Here is an 18,991-nt window from a genome sequence, read left to right on the forward strand (position 1 = left end):
CAGGGTATTGCCTAAAGTTCTGCCAGATGCTGCAATTAAATGCATCATTGCGGTGACCAGTGCACCAAGGAACCCCCATAGACCGGCTTTATCTTGGTAAGATTCTGCCGGAAAGCAAATGAAACAGCAATTTCACCGCAAGCACAATGGTGCATGTGGGCAATGGGTGTGGTGCTTGTTACGCACGTCAGGGAGGCCTTAAATGGACGAAGTCAGTATTTCGGGCTTGAATATGGAACTGGACACCGGCAAAACCTATGGTGATTACCTGCTCAAGCTCGGTGAGCGGGTCCGCAGAATTCGCGCCCAACGGGGCATGACCCGCAAAATTCTCGCCCGTGACTCAGAAGTGTCCGAGCGCTATTTGGCCCAACTGGAAATGGGTCGGGGAAACATCTCCATCAACCTGTTACGTCAGGTAGCCCACGCCCTGGCAACCCCGCTCGCAGATCTGCTGCAAGAAGAAGAAGTTTCCGTAGAAATGAAACTTCTGCATGAGTTTTTGATGCGCCTTGACCAGAAACAGCTACAGAAAGTGTGGGATTTGCTGTTTGTCGAATTTGGCAGCATGCATTCGCAAGGCAAACGCGAGCGCATCGCACTCATCGGTTTGCGCGGCGGAGGCAAAACCACATTGGGAACCCTGCTGGCAAAGCGCCTCAATATCCCCTTTATCCGTTTGAGCCAGGAAATCGAACACGAAGCGGGTACATCGATGGACGAAGTATTCTCCCTCTATGGCCAGCCAGGCTATCGCCGCTATGAAAGGCGCGCACTGGAGACCGTTGTCACAAAAAACAAGCGCGCTGTCATCGAGATCCCAGGCGGGCTGGTGACGGAGCCCGCCACATTTGAGTTGCTGTTGTCGTCCTGCATGGTGGTATGGCTGATGGCATCGCCCGAAGAACATATGGCACGCGTCATTGCCCAAGGCGATTACCGCCCCATGGATGACAACAACGAAGCCATGGAAGATTTGCGCTCGATTCTGCAGGGACGCGCTCCGCTCTATGGCAAGGGAGACATCATTTTGAGCACATCCGGCCAGACCGTTGCACAGAGCCTGGATGCCCTCAGCAATGCAATAGAAACACACTATTCGGCAGGCAGCGGCACTGCCTAGCGCTGACGGGGACGCGATTCGGACCGAATCCCACTGCTAAATTCCAGTCCTAGCCCTCGTAGAATATACGTATAAAGCTATATATTTTATAGCATATCGTCCGATCAGTCGCATCGAAATGGCAACTGACTCCGGCCTGAGTCTGCACCACGAGGAGACTTTTCAGGTTACCTGAATCTCCCGAAAGCACGCCAGGACATGAAAAACCCCATTCGCCTGCAAGAAATTGTTAAATGCATTATTATTCATTTTCTAATTTAGATTAATGAAGAATGATGCATTTTCTGAGTGTGTATACGGATGTATGCGACCTGCAACATTCGCAATGAATTGGCGGAGACAGACCACATGATCACTTTTGACACCCATCCCGACCGCTACCGCCACTGGAAGCTTTCCTTTCAAGGCACAACGGCAACCTTGGCCATGGATATTGATGAAGACCAGGGCCTCAAGCCCGGGTACAAACTCAAACTTAATTCCTATGATCTGGGCGTGGACATTGAGCTACACGATGCGATCCAGCGCATACGCTTTGAGCACCCTGAGGTCAAAACCGTCGTACTGACCAGCGCCAAGGCGCGCATGTTCTGCTCCGGTGCCAATATCTACATGCTGGGCAGCTCTACCCATGCATGGAAGGTGAACTTCTGCAAATTCACCAACGAAACCCGCAACGGCATGGAGGATGCCAGCCAGCACTCCGGCCTCAAATTTCTTGCGGCGCTCAACGGTATAACGGCCGGTGGCGGCTACGAATTGGCGCTGGCTTGCGACGAGATCTTGATGATTGATGACCGCTCCTCGGTAGTCAGTCTGCCGGAGGTTCCGTTGCTGGGTGTATTGCCCGGCACGGGCGGGCTTACGCGCGTGATTGACAAGCGCCAGGTTCGCCGCGACCACGCCGACATTTTTTGCACCATGAGTGAAGGGCTACGCGCCGACCGCGCCAAGGCCTGGAAGCTGATTGACCACAGTGCAAAAGCACAAGAGTTCTCTGCCGCCGTGGACGCGCATGCCGCGCGCCTTGCCGATTTGAGCGACCGCCCCGGGCAGGGTGCGGGCGTAACGCTGACTCCGATTGCGCGCACCGTGGACGATGCCGGCTACCACTACCGCAATGTCGATGTTGCAATCGACCGCAAGCTGCGCACAGCGACACTCACACTTCAGGCGCCGGCGGGCGAACAGCCTGCTGACATCGGCAGTGTTGTCGCGGCTGGGGGCAACTGGTGGCCTCTGGAGCTGGCGCGGGAACTCGACGATGCCATCTTGCTGCTACGCACCAATGAGCTGGAAATTGGCACCTGGCTGCTGAAGTCCCGTGGTGATGTGGCTGCGGTGCTGGCGGCAGATGTGATGCTGGATTCAAACCGGGATCACTGGTTCGTGCGCGAGACCATCGGGATGCTGCGGCGCACTCTGGCACGGCTCGACGTGACCTCGCGCACCTTGTTTGCCATTGTCGATCAGGAGTCTTGCTTCGCAGGCACCCTGCTCGAAGTGCTGCTGGCCTGCGACCGCAGTTACATGCTGAGCCTGCCCGACCAAGAAGATGCCGAGCCACAACTGGCGCTGTCTGCACTCAATTTCGGCAGCTATCCCATGGTCAACCATGCCAGCCGTCTATCCACCCGGTTTTATGGCGACGCGTCGCAACTGGATTGCCTGCGGGCATTGGTCGGCAAATCAATCCGCACAGAAGACGCTGCAACGCACGGTCTGGTCACGGTGACACCAGACGATATTGATTGGGATGAGGAAATCCGGATCGCCATCGAAGAGCGTGTCAGCCTGTCACCCGACGCGCTGACCGGGCTGGAGGCGAGCCTGCGTTTTGGCGGCGCAGAGACCATGGAAACGCGTATTTTCGGCAGATTGTCAGCCTGGCAAAACTGGATATTCATCCGGCCCAATGCGGTCGGCGAGTCTGGTGCGCTCAAGGTGTTTGGCACCGGCAACAAGGCCCAATTCAACTGGGAACGCGTTTAACGCTTTTTATTGATTCGCTTGACAGGAGCAATGTGACATGAACATCGATTACAACGAACGGATTCCGAATAACGTCAATCTTTCCAGCGACCGCACATTGCAGCGCGCACTGGAGAAGTGGCAACCCAATTTCCTGAACTGGTGGAGCGACATGGGCCCCACCGGGTCCAGCAACTTTGATGTCTATTTGCGCACAGCAGTCAGCGTTGCGCCAAGCGGCTGGGCCAATTTTGGCCACGTCAAAATGCCCGACTACCGCTGGGGCATTTTTGTCCCAGAGGCCGACCCGAACCGCATGATTCATTTCGGGGCGCACAAGGGTGAGGCCGCCTGGCAAGAAATTCCGGGTGAATACCGCGCCAATCTGAGCCGCATCATCGTGGCACAAGGTGACACCGAACCCGCTTCGGTCGAACAACAGCGCCATTTGGGCCTGACAGCACCTTCGCAATACGACCTGCGCAACCTGTTCCAGGTGAACGTTGAAGAAGGGCGCCACCTATGGGCCATGGTCTATTTGCTGCACCGCTACTTCGGGCGTGATGGTCGGGGGGAAGCCGATGCCATGCTGGAGCGCCGCTCCGGCGATGCCAACAACCCGCGCATCCTGAATGCCTTCAATGAACGGACACCCGACTGGCTTTCGTTCTTCATGTTTACCTATTTCACTGACCGCGATGGCAAGTTCCAGCTGTGCGCCTTGTCCGAGTCGGCCTTCGATCCGCTGGCACGCACCACGCGCTTCATGCTGACCGAAGAGGCACACCACATGTTCGTGGGCGAATCCGGCGTGGCCCGCACCATCCAGCGCACCTGCGAGGTAATGAACCAGCTCAAAACAGACAATGTGCAGAGCTTGCGTTCCGCCGGCGTTATCGATCTGCCCACCATCCAGCGCTACCTGAATTTCCACTTCAGCGTGACCATTGACCTATTTGGTGCCGACCAGTCCAGTAATGCTGCGACGTTCTATACCACCGGGCTGAAGGGTCGGTATGAAGAAGGCAAGTTGGACGATGACCATTTACTCAAAGGCGACATCTATCCGGTTCTGAGCATTGAAGGAGGGCAAATCGTCTCGCATGAAATTCCGGCCTTGCTGGCCATCAATGAGCGGCTGCGCGATGACTACATCCGCGATTCAAACGGGGGCGTGCAGCGCTGGAACAAGGTTATAGAGAAGGCTGGTTGCGACTTCCGTCTGAACGTTCCCCACAAGGCCTTCAACCGCAAGATTGGTACTTTTTCCGAGGTACGCGTATCGCCAGAAGGCAATGTCATTGCTGAAGAGCAGTGGACACAGCAGCAGAGCAACTGGTTGCCAACGCCTGAAGACAGAGCCTTTGTAGCATCGCTGATGGGACCCGTCACCGAACCCGGCAAGTTTGCCAACTGGATTGCGCCGCCACCAATGGGCATCAACAAGCAGCCGATCGACTTTGACTATATTCGGTTTGCCTGAACCAGGGCTTGCGATGCAAGGAGGACGATGAATGACGGCCCATGAAACCGGCGTGGCACTTGCGCGCCAGCACCTGATCGATCCAGAGGTTTGCATCCGCTGCAACACGTGCGAAGACACTTGTCCGGTCAAAGCCATCTCACATGACGGCCGCAATTACGTTGTGCATTTAGACCTGTGCAATGGCTGCAACGATTGCATTTCGCCCTGCCCGACTGGCGCAATCGATCACTGGCAACAGGTCAAGAGCAACCAGCCCTGGACCACGTCAGAACAATTTGCCTGGGACGCCTTGCCCGTAGCGGCGCACTTCACTGAAAACGAGGTCGGTGCGGCCATCCCTGATGATGTCCTGCGCATTACCGACGAAGCTTCGGCAGGACAAGGTGGGCCCGTCTGCGCGCCATGGTCTGCGGCGCAGCCATATACGAGCTTGTATGCGGTTCAGGCACCCGCTATCGCTACCGTGATGGGCAATTTTCAATTGACTCATAACAACGCTGACAGCGATATCCGGCACATTGTTCTGGACTTCGGAACGCAGGCCTTCCCGGTGCTGGAGGGGCAATCGATCGGAATTCTCCCCCCGGGTACCGATGCACAAGGGCGCCCACACCACATCCGGTTGTATTCAGTGGCCAGCCCGCGCGATGGCGAGCGCCCTGGTTACAACAACCTGGCCCTGACCGTCAAGCGCGTAACGCAGGATGAAGATGGGAATCCATGGCATGGCATTGGATCGAACTACCTTTGCGACCTCAACCGGGGCGATAAGGTGCGGGTCACCGGCCCCTACGGCCTGACCTACCTGATGCCGAATCACCCTGGCACCAGGTTGATGATGATCTGCACCGGCACCGGAGCCGCACCCATGCGCGCCATGACCGAGCAACGCAGGCGCCGTCTGAGTCAAAAAGAAGGTGGAGAAATTTTGCTGTTTTTCGGTGCGCGCACGCAAGACGAATTACCGTATTGCGGACCACTGATGAAGCTGCCGAAAGAACTGATCGACGTTCAGGTGGCATATTCCCGCGAGCCCAATCAACCCAAGGAATATGTGCAGGACCGCATCCGCAGCCAGGCGGAAAAGGTCGCACATTGGCTAAGGGACGAAAACACCTACATCTACATTTGCGGGCACAAGAGAATGGAAGAAGGCGTGCATGCGGCGATGACGGACGTCTGTCGACAGTACGGCCTGGATTGGGCCTCCCTGATCCCGCAGTTGCGCGATGCTGGACGCTTTCATGCCGAGACCTATTGAGAAGCCAAGAGTAGCAAACGGTCAATTTTGAACTACCAGAAGAGGCCGTTGCACGTGACACGTCAGACGCGATCCAGTTCAAAGAGGTAGTGCGTATGGAAACCATCAATCCCGTGTCAAAACCGTCAATGCCGCATTCAGTGGCTGAGCCCAAATTTGAGGGGCTACAGGATTACCGACTGGACGACAACCTGACCTGCGACGGTGGTCGCATCCTGATTTCAGGCACGCAGGCGCTTGTACGCCTGACGTTGATGCAAGCACGATTGGACCGTGCCCGTGGCTGGAACACGGCAGGGTTCGTCTCCGGGTATCGAGGCTCACCCCTGGGTGCAGTGGATCAGGCATTATGGAAAGCGCAGGCACTATTGGACCAAAGCAGGGTGCGCTTCATGCCGGCGATCAACGAAGAGCTGGGCGCGTCGGCCGCACTGGGAACCCAGCGTGTGGCCGGTGACCCGCTACGACGCGTTGAGGGCGTCTTCGCAATGTGGTACGGCAAGGGGCCTGGTGTCGATCGGGCTGGCGATGCCTTGCGCCACGGCAATGCCTATGGTTCGTCACCGCGTGGCGGGGTCCTTGTCGTGGCGGGGGACGATCACGGTTGTGTGTCGTCGGGTCTTCCATTTCAGAGTGATCTGGCGATGATGGCTTGGAGCATGCCCGTTTTGCACCCCGCGAACGTGGCGGAGATGATCGAATACGGTCTGTTCGGTTGGGCGTTGTCGCGGTTTTCAGGTGCTTGGACGGGACTGATTGCCTTGTCAGAAACCGTTGAGGGAATTGCGACGGTTGATCTTGACCGCCTACGCACCACGTTTGACGCGCCCGTTGAACTTCCAGCCCATCCGGGGGGCTTGCATTACCGGATGCACGACCTGCCCGGGCTCGCAATTGAAGCGCGACTGGCTGCCAAACTGGATGCCGTGCGCGCCTTTGCTTATGCAAACCCCATTGATCGCCTGGTTGTATCAGCGCCGCGAGCCACTGTCGGCATAGTGACATGCGGCAAGGCCCATTTGGATTTACTCGAAGCTCTGCGGCGACTTGACATTTCGCTCGATGGACTAGAAGCGGTAGGCGTGCGTGTCTACAAAGTCGGATTGGTATTCCCACTGGAGCCCCGGCGCATGCTCGACTTTGTGCGTGGGCTTGGCGAGGTTTTGGTCGTAGAAGAAAAAGCCGCAGTCGTCGAAAACCAACTGCGGGCACTACTCTACAACCAGCCTACTACCCATCGCCCACGACTACTTGGCAAACTGGATCGTAACGGTCAACCCCTGTTGTCGGCGGTTGGAGAGTTGCGGCCTTCACGCATCATGCCGGTTTTGGCGCAATGGCTGGCAGGGCATTTTCCCTCCGTGGACCGCTGTGACCGCGTTCCTGCGTTCGTAGCCACTGCGATGCTCGCCAACTCGGCCGACGGGGTGCGACGTATCCCGTATTTTTGTGCAGGATGTCCGCACAACTTATCCACCCGTGTGCCTGAAGGATCTGAGGCCAACGCCGGCATTGGTTGCCACGCCATGGCGGGGTGGATGGACCGGGACACCACGTTTCCCCAGGTTCCGATGGGCAGTGAAGGTATTGACTGGGTGGCGCAGTCCTACTTTACCGATGCAGTGCACCGCTTTCAGAATATGGGCGATGGTACTTACTCGCATTCTGGCTACCTCGCCATCCGCCAGGCGGCAGCCACGGGGGTCAACATAACGTACAAAATCCTGTACAACGATGCAGTCGCCATGACCGGCGGCCAACCCGTGGATCGACGGCTCTCGGTACCCGAAATTGCACGCCAAATCGAGGCCGAAGGCGTAGCCCGAATTGCGGTGGTAACAGAAGATGGTGATCAATGGCTGCCACGCCGAGCCGAGTTCCCCGCGACCACGACCTTCCATGCACGCGGCGATTTGGACACCGTGCAGCGTACACTGCGTGAGACACCCGGCGTGACAGCGCTGATTTATGACCAAGTGTGTGCAACAGAGCAACGCCGACGCATTAAACGTGGGCTGGTCAGCCCGCGAACAACACGCGTCTTCATTCATCCGGACATTTGCGAGAACTGCGGCGACTGCACCGCAGTATCAAACTGCGTCGCCATCCGCCCCTTGTCAACCGAGTTGGGGCGAAAAAGGCAAATTGACCAAACGGTATGCAATCAGGACTACTCTTGTCTTGAAGCACTCTGCCCTGCCATCGTCACAGTGACAGGGGCTGAACTGCGCAAGCAGGTTGGAGTGGGTGTGGCGAAGGAAGCGCTGACCAGCGCCATCGCGGAACTCGACCAGCCACAGCCCTGGAAATGGGTGGCGCCCTATGACCTGGTCATTACCGGGGTTGGAGGCACAGGCATTATCACCGTTGGGGCCCTCATTGCCACCGCCGCACACCTGGAAGGGAAGAGTGCGTCGGTCCTGGATTTCATGGGCTTCGCACAAAAGGGGGGCGCTGTCATAGCTTTCGTGCGCCTTGCAACCAGTGCCGACTTGCTCAATCAGGCACGCATCGACACGCAGCAGGCGGACGCCATGATTGTCGGAGACTTGGTGGTGGGTGCATCGAATGACGCCCTGCAAAGCGCTTCACGTGGGCGAACCCGCGTTGTCGCAAACCTCAACCAGATACCAACCTATGCGTTTGTTTCCGACCCGGACGCAGACTTGCATGGGCCTGATTTGCTGGCAAAAATCGAGCACGCGATTGGAAGCAGCGCAGTTGCCACCTGTGATGCACAAGCATTGTCCGCGCAATTGCTCGGCGACACGTTGACAGCAAACGTTCTATTGCTCGGCTTTGCCTGGCAACAGGGACTGGTGCCTTTAAGCCGGGCCTCAATCGAACGTGCTCTGGAGCTCAATGGCGTATCTGTCGAAGACAACATATTTGCGTTTGCCTGCGGGCGTCTTGCTGCTGCGAACCCAGCTAGGCTCGACACCCTCTTGGGCGTTGCGAAGCCCGTCGCAGAGCCCACTGAGGCAGACAAGATTGATGCGATCATCAACCGAGCTCGACAGCGCCTGACCGACTACCAGAACGCCGCTTACGCGCTAAAGTACCAAAACTTTGTGGATCGTGTACGGACTTCAGAACGCGCAGCGTTGTCGGCAGGATCCCATCTGGAATTGACACGACAAGTAGCCATCAACTATGCCAAATTACTGGCACGAAAAGACGAATACGAGGTGGCGCGTCTCTATACCAACGGAAGTTTGGAGAGTGCCCTGCAAGAACAATTTACGGGAGACTATGCGGTGCAATACCATTTTGCACCTGCGTATTTTGGAACATCTCGAAAGGATGGGCAAAGGTCCGGCAAACGGCAATTTTCGTTGGGCGCGCGGTTTGGGTTAAGACTGTTGGCCAGTCTGCGTGGCCTGCGCGGTTCGATGCTGGACCCATATAGTTGGTCACAGTCCGCTCAGAGTGAGCGTGCCTTGGCAGGCGAATATGCCCTCACTATAGGTCAGTTGCTGCCAACACTCAACGCTGGCAATATGGGGGCAGCAGTTGAAATTGCCGCCTTGCCTGATCATGTCCGTGGTTATGGCCGAGTCAAAGAGAAGAGCATGCTACAAATGCGCGAGCGGATGGAAAGCTTGGTGCAAAGAAGATAGTTGACGCTCTGCCAATGAATTCAATTTTGGCTGTTGAAGTGGGCCTGTTGTAAGCGTCGTGATGCAATTGAACATAGGCGTTGTGGCCCGACTGCAGCACCAACCGGTTCAACCTGACGACAGGCGCGATTCCGACTTTCAACCTCAAGCATCGGCACAATAAGTAGGATCTGCGTACTGGGTCGGCGTGCAGCCGAAGGTGCTTCGAAACAGGCGATTGAAGTAAGACAGATCATTGAAACCACAGCTATAAGCAATAGTCGATATGAGTGGTTTGCTGTCACTCCGATGTCGATATTTCAGCGACTGACAAGCAAACGCCAAGCGCTTTTGTACCAAATAATCGGTTGGCGTGGTGTTCGTGGAGAGAAACGAGCGCTGCAACTGTCGGCTGGAAACCTTGAGATCCCGAGACATGCGCTGAATCGACAAATCGCTGTCGAAGAAGTGGGTTTCAATATAGTCCAGCGCACGTTCCAGTAGTTGTGCACTGCCCACTTCTGCGTCGATTTTTTGAGACTGGATGCCATCTCCGCCTGCGTACAACATGGCGCCTAGCAATCCATACATCGCGTCACGCAGGTACCCAGTTTGTGTCTGGTTGCCTCCGCGCTCGAACGCTTTGGCGAGCACAGCACAAATGCCCAACGCCGTGTGATCGGATCCGGACAAAAACATTCCCCCACGCAAAACGTCGCCAAAACGGGCCTGCAGCTCGGCACGGGGCAGGTGAACCGATAGCTGCCGGCTGTGACGGTTGAAATAAGTGAACTCCGAGGGCTCCGCACTGTCAATGAGGATGAAGTCCCCTGGCCGTAGGAGACGCGCCGTATCGCGTTGACTCATTAACGCTCGCCCTTCCTCTTGAAGAATGAGGAAATAGTGTTCGGCATGGTCTTGCACAAGCTCTCGCTTGGTTCTGCGAATAGTCTGGAGTTCATCAACGGCGACATGTGCGAACTCCATTCCACACCGCTCCTCCAAGCAGACAGCACCGCGCATCATGGTCTGGCTTCTTGCGGGATTCAGCTGAAAAGCGCCACAGATCGAACGCAGATCGGTTTGAAATTGATCAATCGGGAGATACGTTTTTGGAAGTTCCGTCAGCATTCCGAATTTTTTGTTTCATCCTTGGTCGCACGCCATCGGTAATTACCCGCGACTATGTTGAGCAGTGAGGCCCGATGTCGCAATGGTCCTATTCTCTTGTCGCGCTACGCCAAGACCGCTAAACCACCGTGCTTCTACGATGCATTGCCTGAATGAGGCTACAACTACAAGGATTGAGACAACATGACTGAATTTGCAATGATCATTGGCGGTACTCGGGTTCGTGCCGCATCTGAGTTTGATGTGATGAACCCGTCCATCGGCAAGCTGATTGCCAAAGCACCCAATGCCAGCGCGCAGGATCTGGATCGCGCTGTGGCCGCCGCTACTTCGGCTTTTGAACTGTGGTCCAAGCGAACGGATGCGGAGCGTTCGAAGGCATGCCTGGACATTGCTGGAAAAATTGGTGAGCATGCTGAAGAGTTGGCTCAGTTGCTGACTCAGGAGCAGGGCAAACCTCTCAACGGTCTGGGATCGCGCTTTGAATTGGGCGGCGCCCAGGCTTGGGCAGCCTACACGGCCAGCTTGTCGCTACCCGTGAAAACATTGCAAGACAACGAGCAGGGGCGGGTCGATTTGCATCGCAAGCCTCTGGGTGTCGTAGGGTCGATCACACCCTGGAACTGGCCGGTGATGATCGCGGTTTGGCACATCTTGCCTGCCGTGCGCACCGGCAACACCGTAGTCATCAAGCCGTCACCGTTTACCCCTTTGTCAACCATCCGGTTGGTTGAAATCATGAACGAGGTGTTGCCAGCAGGCGTAGTCAACGTGGTGACCTCAGACGATCGGCTAACCAACATCGGTGCTGCAATGGCTGCACACCAAGACATCCGCAAGATCGTCTTCACGGGCTCGATCAACACCGGCAAAAAAGTAATGGCAACAGCTGCCGACACGGTGAAGCGGCTGACTCTGGAGCTCGGTGGCAACGATGCGGGCATCGTTCTGCCCGATGTGGACCCCGAGGCGATTGCCGAAGGTCTGTTCTGGGGGGCGTTCATCAACAACGGTCAGACCTGTGCGGCCATGAAGCGGCTGTATGTGCACGAAAGCGTCTATGACCGCGTGTGCAACGCGCTGGTGGCCTTTGCGCGCAACATTCCAGTGGGTGACGGTCAGGACGAGAAGTCGATTCTGGGCCCGATCGCCAACCAGATGCAGTTCGACAAGGTCAAACGCCTGGTCGACGCGGCCACGCAAAAAGGACGCGTTTTGCTGGGCGGTCAGCCAGGACAGGGCCTGTTCTTCCCACCCACGCTGATTGCCGACCTTACCGCCACCGATCCGCTGGTGTTTGAGGAGCAGTTTGGCCCAGCGCTGCCCATCATTAAATACAGCAATCTGGAAGATGCCATTGCACAGGCCAACGACAGCCCCAACGGTCTGGGCGGTTCGGTCTGGTCCAAGGACATTGAAAAAGCCAAACAGGTGGCCAATCGCCTGGAATGCGGTTCAGTGTGGATCAACAAGCACGGCGCCATTCAACCCAATGCACCTTTTGGTGGCGTGAAGTCCTCAGGGTGCGGTGTCGAGTTCGGCGAAGAAGGACTGGCAGAGTACACCGACATCCAGGTGGTGTTCAGCTAAAAGGCATCTAACGGCCACAGCCAAACTTTAGTGCGGTGCTGCCTCAGAGCACCGCACTAAAGACGTTGGGCCGCTGCGTAGTTGCCCAAAGGCTGCGGTCGCGGAAAATTTCGACGGTTACCCAGATGCACCATTGTGCTTACTGTGAAATTGTTGTTGTATTGAATTTCCGTCGGCAACATATCAGCGAAATGCCGCCCTGTGGGCTTACGTAGCCGTTCTGACAGCTGAAACGACACCCCTATTTATAGCTTCTATCAGTTATTTAGGCATTATTTTGCGTAAATGCTTGACATTCTAAAACATCCGTCACTATTATGTGCATTATAGTGCACCAAATTCCAAGTGTGCACTGAAATTGCATGTGCAAATCGGCGCTGCATTCACGGAGAGATCAATGATGCTTGCGACCCAGACAGAGAACGCCAAACTCGGTGCACTTGGTATTGAATTTCCGCAGCCTTATAACGCGGCGGTGGACCTTGTTGAGCGCAATCTCCGTGCCGGTCGTGCGGACAAAATTGCCGTCCTTGATGATCAGGGAAGCTATACCTATGCACAAGTTGCGGATCGGGTCAACCGTTTTGCCGGGGCACTAACCGCGCTCGGTGTCTGCACGGAGCAAAGGATCTTGCTTTGCCTGCACGACTCCATCGATTTCCCAACAGCTTTTCTTGGTGCGATAAAAGCGGGCATTGTTCCAATTCCTGTCAACACGCTTTTAACGAGCAAGGACTACGACTTCATGCTGCGGGACAGCCGTGTACAAGTGCTGGTGGTATCTGAAGCTCTAGTCGATACGCTCAAACCAATTCTGTCAGGACAGCCCTATTTGAAGCACGTCATTGTGTCGGGTGAAAAATCGGGCGAGTACTTGCTTTTGTCCGACCTGACCGCTGCCGCATCGCCCGATTTTGACACTGCGCCTACGAGTAGCAACGACGCGTGCTTCTGGCTGTATTCGTCGGGTTCAACCGGGTCGCCGAAAGGCACGGTGCACTTGCACAGCAGCCTGATCTATAGCGCCGAAACCTACGCTAAACTGGTTCTGGGCATTCAGGAGAGCGACCTTGTCTATTCGGCAGCAAAGTTGTTTTTCGCGTATGGGTTGGGTAACGGTCTGACCTTTCCGTTTTCGGTCGGTGCCACCACCATTTTGACCGCCGAGCGGCCAACACCTGCAAGCGTGTCACGCATCTTGCGTCAGCGCAAGCCAAGCATCTTTTATGGTGTCCCTACTTTGTACGGTGCGTTGTTAAGCAGCCCGGACATGCCCAGCCCCGATGAACTATCGCTCAGACGCTGCACATCGGCCGGCGAAGCGCTGCCGCCGGATATCGGACGACGTTGGACTGACGCGACCGGCATTGACATCCTGGACGGTATTGGTTCGACCGAAATGTTGCATATCTTTCTGTCCAACCGTCCTGGCGACGTGCGCTACGGAACGACCGGCAAGCCGGTACCCGGCTACCAGGTCAAAATCGTTGACGAAAACAATGTCGAGGTTGCTGTGGGTGAAATCGGCGAGTTGCAGGTTCTGGGTCCGACTGCTGCGACCTGTTACTGGAACAACCCTGAGAAGAGTTGCAATACCTTTTTGGGTCAGTGGACCCGCTGCGGCGACAAGTACGTGCAGTCTGAAGACGGTTACTTCACGTACTGTGGACGTAGCGACGACATGCTCAAGGTGGGAGGCATCTATGTGTCGCCGATTGAGGTCGAAGCCAGCTTGTGCTCGCATGAGTCGGTACAGGAAGTAGCGATTGTTGGCCAGGCTGATGCCGATGACTTGATCAAACCAAAAGCCTACGTGGTCTTGCGGCCCGGGGTGGATCCAAGCCCGGAACTTGCGTTGGCTTTGCAGTTGCATGTGAAGCATCAGATTGCGCCGTTCAAGTATCCGCGCTGGATCGAATTTATTGCGGAACTCCCAAAAACAGCCACAGGGAAGATTCAGAGATTCAAGCTCCGCAGTACGCCACCGGACGCCGAGTCCGCCACAAACAAGCCTTGAGGCTTCAACCACAACACCTATCAGGAGACGAGCATGCGTAAATTCCTTACTTCGCTGAACACCCGCCGAAACTTTCTCACCACCGCTGGTGTGCTATCTACTGGAGTGCTTGTTCCAGCCTCCGTTGCAATGGCACAAAGCGCCAAGATCCGGGTAGGGCTGATGCTGCCCTACACCGGTACCTATGCGCCCCTGGGTAACGCCATTACCAATGGTTTCAAAATGGCGGTTGCGGAGCGGGGCGGCAAGCTCGGCGGGCGGGAGGTGGAATACTTTACCGTAGACGATGAATCAGACCCAGCCAAAGGCCCTGAAAATGCCAACAAGCTGGTGCAACGGGACAAGGTCGATGTGATGATCGGGACGGTTCACAGTGGTGTGGCGATGGGCATGGTCAAAATCGCACGCGATACCGGCACGCTGCTGATTATCCCCAACGCAGGGGTCAATGCGGCCACCGGCGCACTGTGTGCCCCCAACATCTTTCGCACGTCTTTCAGCAGTTGGCAAACGTCCTTCCCGTTGGGCAAGGTGATGGTCGATCGGGGACACAAGAACGTCATTACGATTGCGTGGAAATACTCGTTTGGCGAAGAGTCCGTCAGTGCATTTGCCGAGGGTTTTACCAAGGCCGGCGGCAAAATCAGCAAGGAACTGTGGGTGCCGTTTCCAACGGTCGAATTCCAGGCCTTGTTGACACAAATCGCCACCCTCAAACCTGACGCGGTGTATGCATTCTTTGCCGGTGCAGGGGCTGCCAAATTTGTCAAGGACTACGCTGCAGCAGGCCTCAAAGGCAAAATCCCACTGTTTGGAAGCGGTTTTATTACCGATGGAGTCCTGGAGGCGCAGGGTGAAGCTGCAGAAGGCATTGAAACCACATTGCATTACGGCGACGACATCGACACGCCACGAAATCGCGCGTTCCGGCTGGCGTATGCCAAAACATTCAAGAGCCAGCCCGACGTCTATGCAGTTCAGGGTTACGACAGTGGTCTGTTGCTGGCTGCCGGGCTCGACGCGGTCAAAGGCAATGTGGGCGACAAGGCTGGACTCATCGCTGCGATGGAAAAAGCCCGGATTGACAGCCCCCGCGGGCCGTGGACGATGTCCAAAGCACACAACCCGATTCAGGACATCTATTTGCGCAAGGTGGTTGGTAAAGAAAACAAGGTCATCGGCATCGCAGCCAAGGCGGTCGAAGATCCGGCGACCGGATGCAAGCGGGTCTGAGCCCGGTTATACCCGTTGAAGCCGACGCTTTATAAGCCCGCACCGGCCGCTGAGTGCTGCTGCCGGTGCAATCTGGACTGCCCGTCGCGATGGAATTTCTGATTCAACTGCTCAATAGCATCCAATACGGGTTGCTACTCTTTCTGCTGGCCAGTGGTTTGACACTGGTCTTTGGCATCATGGGCGTTATCAACATGGCCCATGGCAGTTTTTACATGATTGGGGCCTACCTTGCCTACTGGCTCACATCAAAAATAGGTAATTTTTGGCTGGCGATTCCGCTCGGACTCGCGATCGTCATATTGCTCGGTGTGGTCATTGAAGGGGTGCTGTTTCGACGTCTCTACCGACGCGACCATTTGCAGCAGGTACTACTGACCTTTGGTCTGATCCTGATCTTTGAAGAGCTGCGCAGTATCTTGTTTGGCGATGAGGTGCAAGGGGTTGCCGTTCCTGCGATCTTGAACAACTCGATACCTCTGACCGACAACCTCAGTTATCCCGTGTACCGGTTGTTTATATCGATGACATGCTTGCTGATCGCCGGCGCAATGTATTGGCTCATCCAGAAGACGCGGCTTGGCATGATGATCCGGGCCGGCAGCAGCAACAGAAGGATGGTGCAGTCGCTTGGGATCAATATCAACCGTATTTACAGCCTTGTTTTTGCCGTCGGCCTCGCATTGGCGGCGTTCGCCGGCATGATTGCTGCGCCAGTTTCATCTGTCTATCCCGGTATGGGCAATCAGATTTTGATTATCTGTTTTGTTGTCGTGGTCATCGGCGGCATCGGCTCCATCAAGGGTGCACTGGTGGCAGCACTGATGATTGGCATTACCGACACGCTAAGCAAAGTGTTCTTACCCGATTTTTCCGGCTTCGCCGTATACCTGTTGATGGCGATCATTCTATTGTGGCGCCCGCAGGGCCTTTTCAAAGGGGTTTGAAAAGCCATGCGTCTGCCGCCATCAACCACGCCCGTTCTGCTGGCGGTGGGTGCCATCTGCCTGGCGCTGGTTCCGCAGATTGGATCCACCTTCTACCTGCAACTGTTCAGCAAGATCATGATCATGGCGATCTTCGCGATGAGCCTGGACTTGTTGGTAGGGTATGCCGGTTTGGTGAGTCTGGGGCATTGTGCCTACTTCGGGTTGGCGGGCTATGTGGTCGCGCTGGCATCGCCGCAGTATGCGGCGGCCAGTCTGCTGGTAACGCTTCCACTGGCAATGCTGGCATCGGGGGTTGCGGCTTTGGTCATTGGGTTGCTGGTGCTGCGCACGTCGGGGGTGTACTTCATCATGGTCACACTTGCCTTCGCGCAGATGCTTTACTACATCTTTCACGACACCGCCCTGGGCGGAGGCTCCGACGGTATCTATATTTATGTGAAGCCGGAGCTGGTCATTGCCGGCACCAAATTCTTGAATCTGGACAGTCCCGCTCAGTTTTATTACTTCATATTTGGCTTGATGCTAGTCGTCTATATTGGATTGCGGGTAATTTTGCGTTCCCCATTCGGGCATGCGCTGGTGGGTATCAGGGACAACGAGAACCGCATGCGATCACTGGGCTTTCCGGTGTTCTTTTACAAGCTTGGCGCTTTCGTTTTGGCCGGTACGCTGGCCGGCATGGCAGGTTACCTGGCGGCCTGCCAGTTTGGTTACGTCAATCCCGAAATTCTCTCCTGGCACAATTCCGGCAATGTTCTGATGATGCTGTTACTGGGTGGAATGGGCAACCTGTATGGAGCGATCATCGGGGCATTTTCGTTGGTGCTGGTACAGGAATTGTTCTCCAGCGAGGCGCTCTTGGGTTCGATCGCCAAGCACTGGCAACTCGCCATGGGAACTTTCATCGTGCTAATCGTTTTGCTACTGCCCAATGGCCTGTCTGGCCTATTGGGTCGGCGCGAAGAACCTGCTGTCAATGAGGCCGAAGATGGCTGAACTGGCACTCAAAGTTACTGCGCTGACAAAACAGTTTGGTGGGCTGGCTGCCGTCAATGATGTGTCGCTGCAAGTTGCCAGAGGCACGCTGCATGCAGTGATTGGCCCCAACGGCGCTGGCAAGAGCACCCTGATTCATCTTTTGTCTGGCGATTTGTCGCCCACCAGTGGCAGTGTCGCCCTCAATGGGAGTGATATCACACACCTCGCGCCGGACCAGCGCTCGCGTGCTGGCATTGGGCGCAGCTACCAGAAAACCAATATATTTCCCGCCTTTAGTGTGTTGGAGAACTGTCGCCTTGCCGCTCAATCGCGTGAGCCGCATGCGTTTAACCTGTTTCGCTCAGCCGCTTCGTACCTTTCGATCTCGCAAGCAGCAAACGAGGCCCTTGACGCCGTCGGACTACAGCACCGGGCGCGCATCAAAGCAGGGTTCTTGAGCCACGGTGAGCAGCGCCAGCTGGAAATTGCGATGTCGTTGGCGACCAAGCCGCAAGTGCTATTGCTCGATGAACCCTTGGCTGGCATGGGTGCGCAGGAATCCACAAAGATGGTGACCCTACTGCAGAAATTGATCAAGAATCACGCCGTGTTGCTGGTCGAACACGACATGGATGCCGTATTCGCCTTGGCCGACGTGCTGACAGTGATGGTCAACGGACGTGTGTTGGAGTCGGGTACGCCCGAGCAGATTCGCAACAGTGCGCAGGTGCAGCGTGCTTACCTCGGAAATGAGGAGGCCGAGCATGGCTGATACGCCCATCATTGAAGCGCGCGGATTGAACACGTACTATGGTGCAAGCCATGTTCTTCACGATGTCAATTTTGCGGTACAGCCAGGAGAGACAATTGGCTTGATGGGGCGCAATGGCATGGGCAAGTCCACGTTGTTGAACAGCCTGGTGGGTCATGTGCGGCCGCGCACCGGAGTGGTGACGGTTAACGGAAAGGATATGACCCAGGCCGAACCGCACCAGATAGCGCAGCAAGGTATCGCCTATGTGCCCGAGGGTCGCGGTATATTTCCCAATCTTTCGGTGCGTGAAAATCTCATCATGGCGGCCCGCACCGGCAAGAACGGTCGTAACGAATGGACCTACGAACGAATACTGCAAACATTCCCCCGCCTGGCCGAACGGATTGAGACTGGCGGGCAAAAGCTGTCTGGGGGTGAGCAGCAAATGCTCACCATTGGCCGCGCACTCATGACCAACCCTGATCTGCTCATTCTCGATGAAGCCACAGAAGGATTGGCGCCAGTGATCGCACGCGACATCTGGAATATCGTGAAGACGATTCGAGCCACGGGCATTGCAACCATCATTGTCGATAAAAATTTTGCTGCAATTTCCGCCATCACGGATCGCAATGTCATTCTGGTCAAGGGCCGGGTCGTTTTTGACGGCAGCAGCCGTGTACTAGGCGAGCAACCGGAGCTTCTGCAACGCTACCTGGGGATTTAAGCGTGCCTAAATTGATTGCCGCTGGCCATCCACTGTAATTCCAATGGATTGATCCACTAATCGACGACGTCAAATCGGCTGAGGCGGCTGCCCTTGTTTTTTTGCGTGAGGCCTTGGGATCGCTTACGCGGTGGAAGGCCCGAAACCAGCCGATCGCTGCACGGGTTCCAC

Annotated in this window: 13 protein-coding genes; 12 read left to right on the forward strand and 1 reads right to left on the reverse strand. The window is 55.9% G+C overall.

Translation table 11 applies throughout. From position 1 onward, the window contains the following. Window positions 1-202 precede the first annotated feature (202 nt). The 5 genes from IPI80_RS13805 to IPI80_RS13825 all read left to right on the forward strand — a co-directional run bounded on the left by IPI80_RS13805 (window position 203) and on the right by IPI80_RS13825 (window position 9,461). Window positions 203-1,123: a helix-turn-helix transcriptional regulator gene (locus tag IPI80_RS13805; protein ID WP_413861027.1), complete on the forward strand. Its 921-nt coding sequence runs from the start codon at window positions 203-205 to the stop codon at window positions 1,121-1,123. 348 nt (window positions 1,124-1,471) lie between these two features. Next, entirely contained in the window at window positions 1,472-3,115 is a 1,644-nt protein-coding gene (gene boxC, locus IPI80_RS13810) for a 2,3-epoxybenzoyl-CoA dihydrolase (RefSeq protein ID WP_413861029.1), read from the forward strand. A 37-nt stretch (window positions 3,116-3,152) separates the two neighbouring features. Next, window positions 3,153-4,577, forward strand: coding sequence for a benzoyl-CoA 2,3-epoxidase subunit BoxB (gene boxB, locus IPI80_RS13815; protein WP_413861031.1), 1,425 nt, complete (start codon window positions 3,153-3,155; stop codon window positions 4,575-4,577). Between the two features lie 31 nt (window positions 4,578-4,608). After that, window positions 4,609-5,841, forward strand: coding sequence for a benzoyl-CoA 2,3-epoxidase subunit BoxA (gene boxA / locus IPI80_RS13820; protein WP_413861033.1), 1,233 nt, complete (start codon window positions 4,609-4,611; stop codon window positions 5,839-5,841). 128 nt (window positions 5,842-5,969) lie between these two features. Continuing rightward, window positions 5,970-9,461 carry an indolepyruvate ferredoxin oxidoreductase family protein gene (locus IPI80_RS13825; RefSeq protein WP_413861158.1) on the forward strand — a complete coding sequence of 1,164 codons (3,492 nt, stop codon included), beginning with the start codon at window positions 5,970-5,972 and terminating at the stop codon, window positions 9,459-9,461. A 144-nt stretch (window positions 9,462-9,605) separates the two neighbouring features. Here IPI80_RS13825 and IPI80_RS13830 read toward each other — a convergent pair whose 3' ends face one another. Then, window positions 9,606-10,571, reverse strand: a complete 966-nt coding sequence (locus IPI80_RS13830) for a helix-turn-helix domain-containing protein (protein ID WP_413861035.1) — start codon at window positions 10,569-10,571, stop codon at window positions 9,606-9,608. 183 nt (window positions 10,572-10,754) lie between these two features. Between IPI80_RS13830 and IPI80_RS13835 the strand changes: the two genes are divergently transcribed. The 7 genes from IPI80_RS13835 (at window position 10,755) to IPI80_RS13865 (ending at window position 18,820) form a co-directional block, all read left to right on the forward strand. Then, the gene (locus IPI80_RS13835) at window positions 10,755-12,161 is read left to right on the forward strand and encodes an aldehyde dehydrogenase family protein (protein ID WP_413861037.1); all 1,407 of its coding nucleotides are present in this window, start codon (window positions 10,755-10,757) and stop codon (window positions 12,159-12,161) included. A gap of 397 nt (window positions 12,162-12,558) precedes the next feature. Next, the gene (locus IPI80_RS13840; RefSeq protein ID WP_413861039.1) at window positions 12,559-14,178 is read left to right on the forward strand and encodes a benzoate-CoA ligase family protein; all 1,620 of its coding nucleotides are present in this window, start codon (window positions 12,559-12,561) and stop codon (window positions 14,176-14,178) included. Between the two features lie 54 nt (window positions 14,179-14,232). After that, window positions 14,233-15,411 carry an ABC transporter substrate-binding protein gene (locus IPI80_RS13845; protein WP_413861160.1) on the forward strand — a complete coding sequence of 393 codons (1,179 nt, stop codon included), beginning with the start codon at window positions 14,233-14,235 and terminating at the stop codon, window positions 15,409-15,411. Between the two features lie 89 nt (window positions 15,412-15,500). Further along, window positions 15,501-16,358, forward strand: a complete 858-nt coding sequence (locus IPI80_RS13850) for a branched-chain amino acid ABC transporter permease (protein ID WP_413861162.1) — start codon at window positions 15,501-15,503, stop codon at window positions 16,356-16,358. A gap of 6 nt (window positions 16,359-16,364) precedes the next feature. After that, window positions 16,365-17,357 carry a branched-chain amino acid ABC transporter permease gene (locus IPI80_RS13855; protein WP_413861041.1) on the forward strand — a complete coding sequence of 331 codons (993 nt, stop codon included), beginning with the start codon at window positions 16,365-16,367 and terminating at the stop codon, window positions 17,355-17,357. Beyond that, complete coding sequence (locus IPI80_RS13860; RefSeq protein WP_413861043.1) at window positions 17,350-18,111, forward strand: ABC transporter ATP-binding protein; 762 nt, start codon at window positions 17,350-17,352, stop codon at window positions 18,109-18,111. The genes IPI80_RS13855 and IPI80_RS13860 overlap by 8 nt, the downstream gene beginning before the upstream one ends. Beyond that, entirely contained in the window at window positions 18,104-18,820 is a 717-nt protein-coding gene (locus IPI80_RS13865) for an ABC transporter ATP-binding protein (RefSeq protein WP_413861046.1), read from the forward strand. The genes IPI80_RS13860 and IPI80_RS13865 overlap by 8 nt, the downstream gene beginning before the upstream one ends. Window positions 18,821-18,991: the final 171 nt, after the last annotated feature.

Source organism: Candidatus Aalborgicola defluviihabitans, from assembly GCF_016705985.1.
Taxonomy (GTDB): domain Bacteria; phylum Pseudomonadota; class Gammaproteobacteria; order Burkholderiales; family Burkholderiaceae_C; genus Allorhodoferax; species Allorhodoferax defluviihabitans.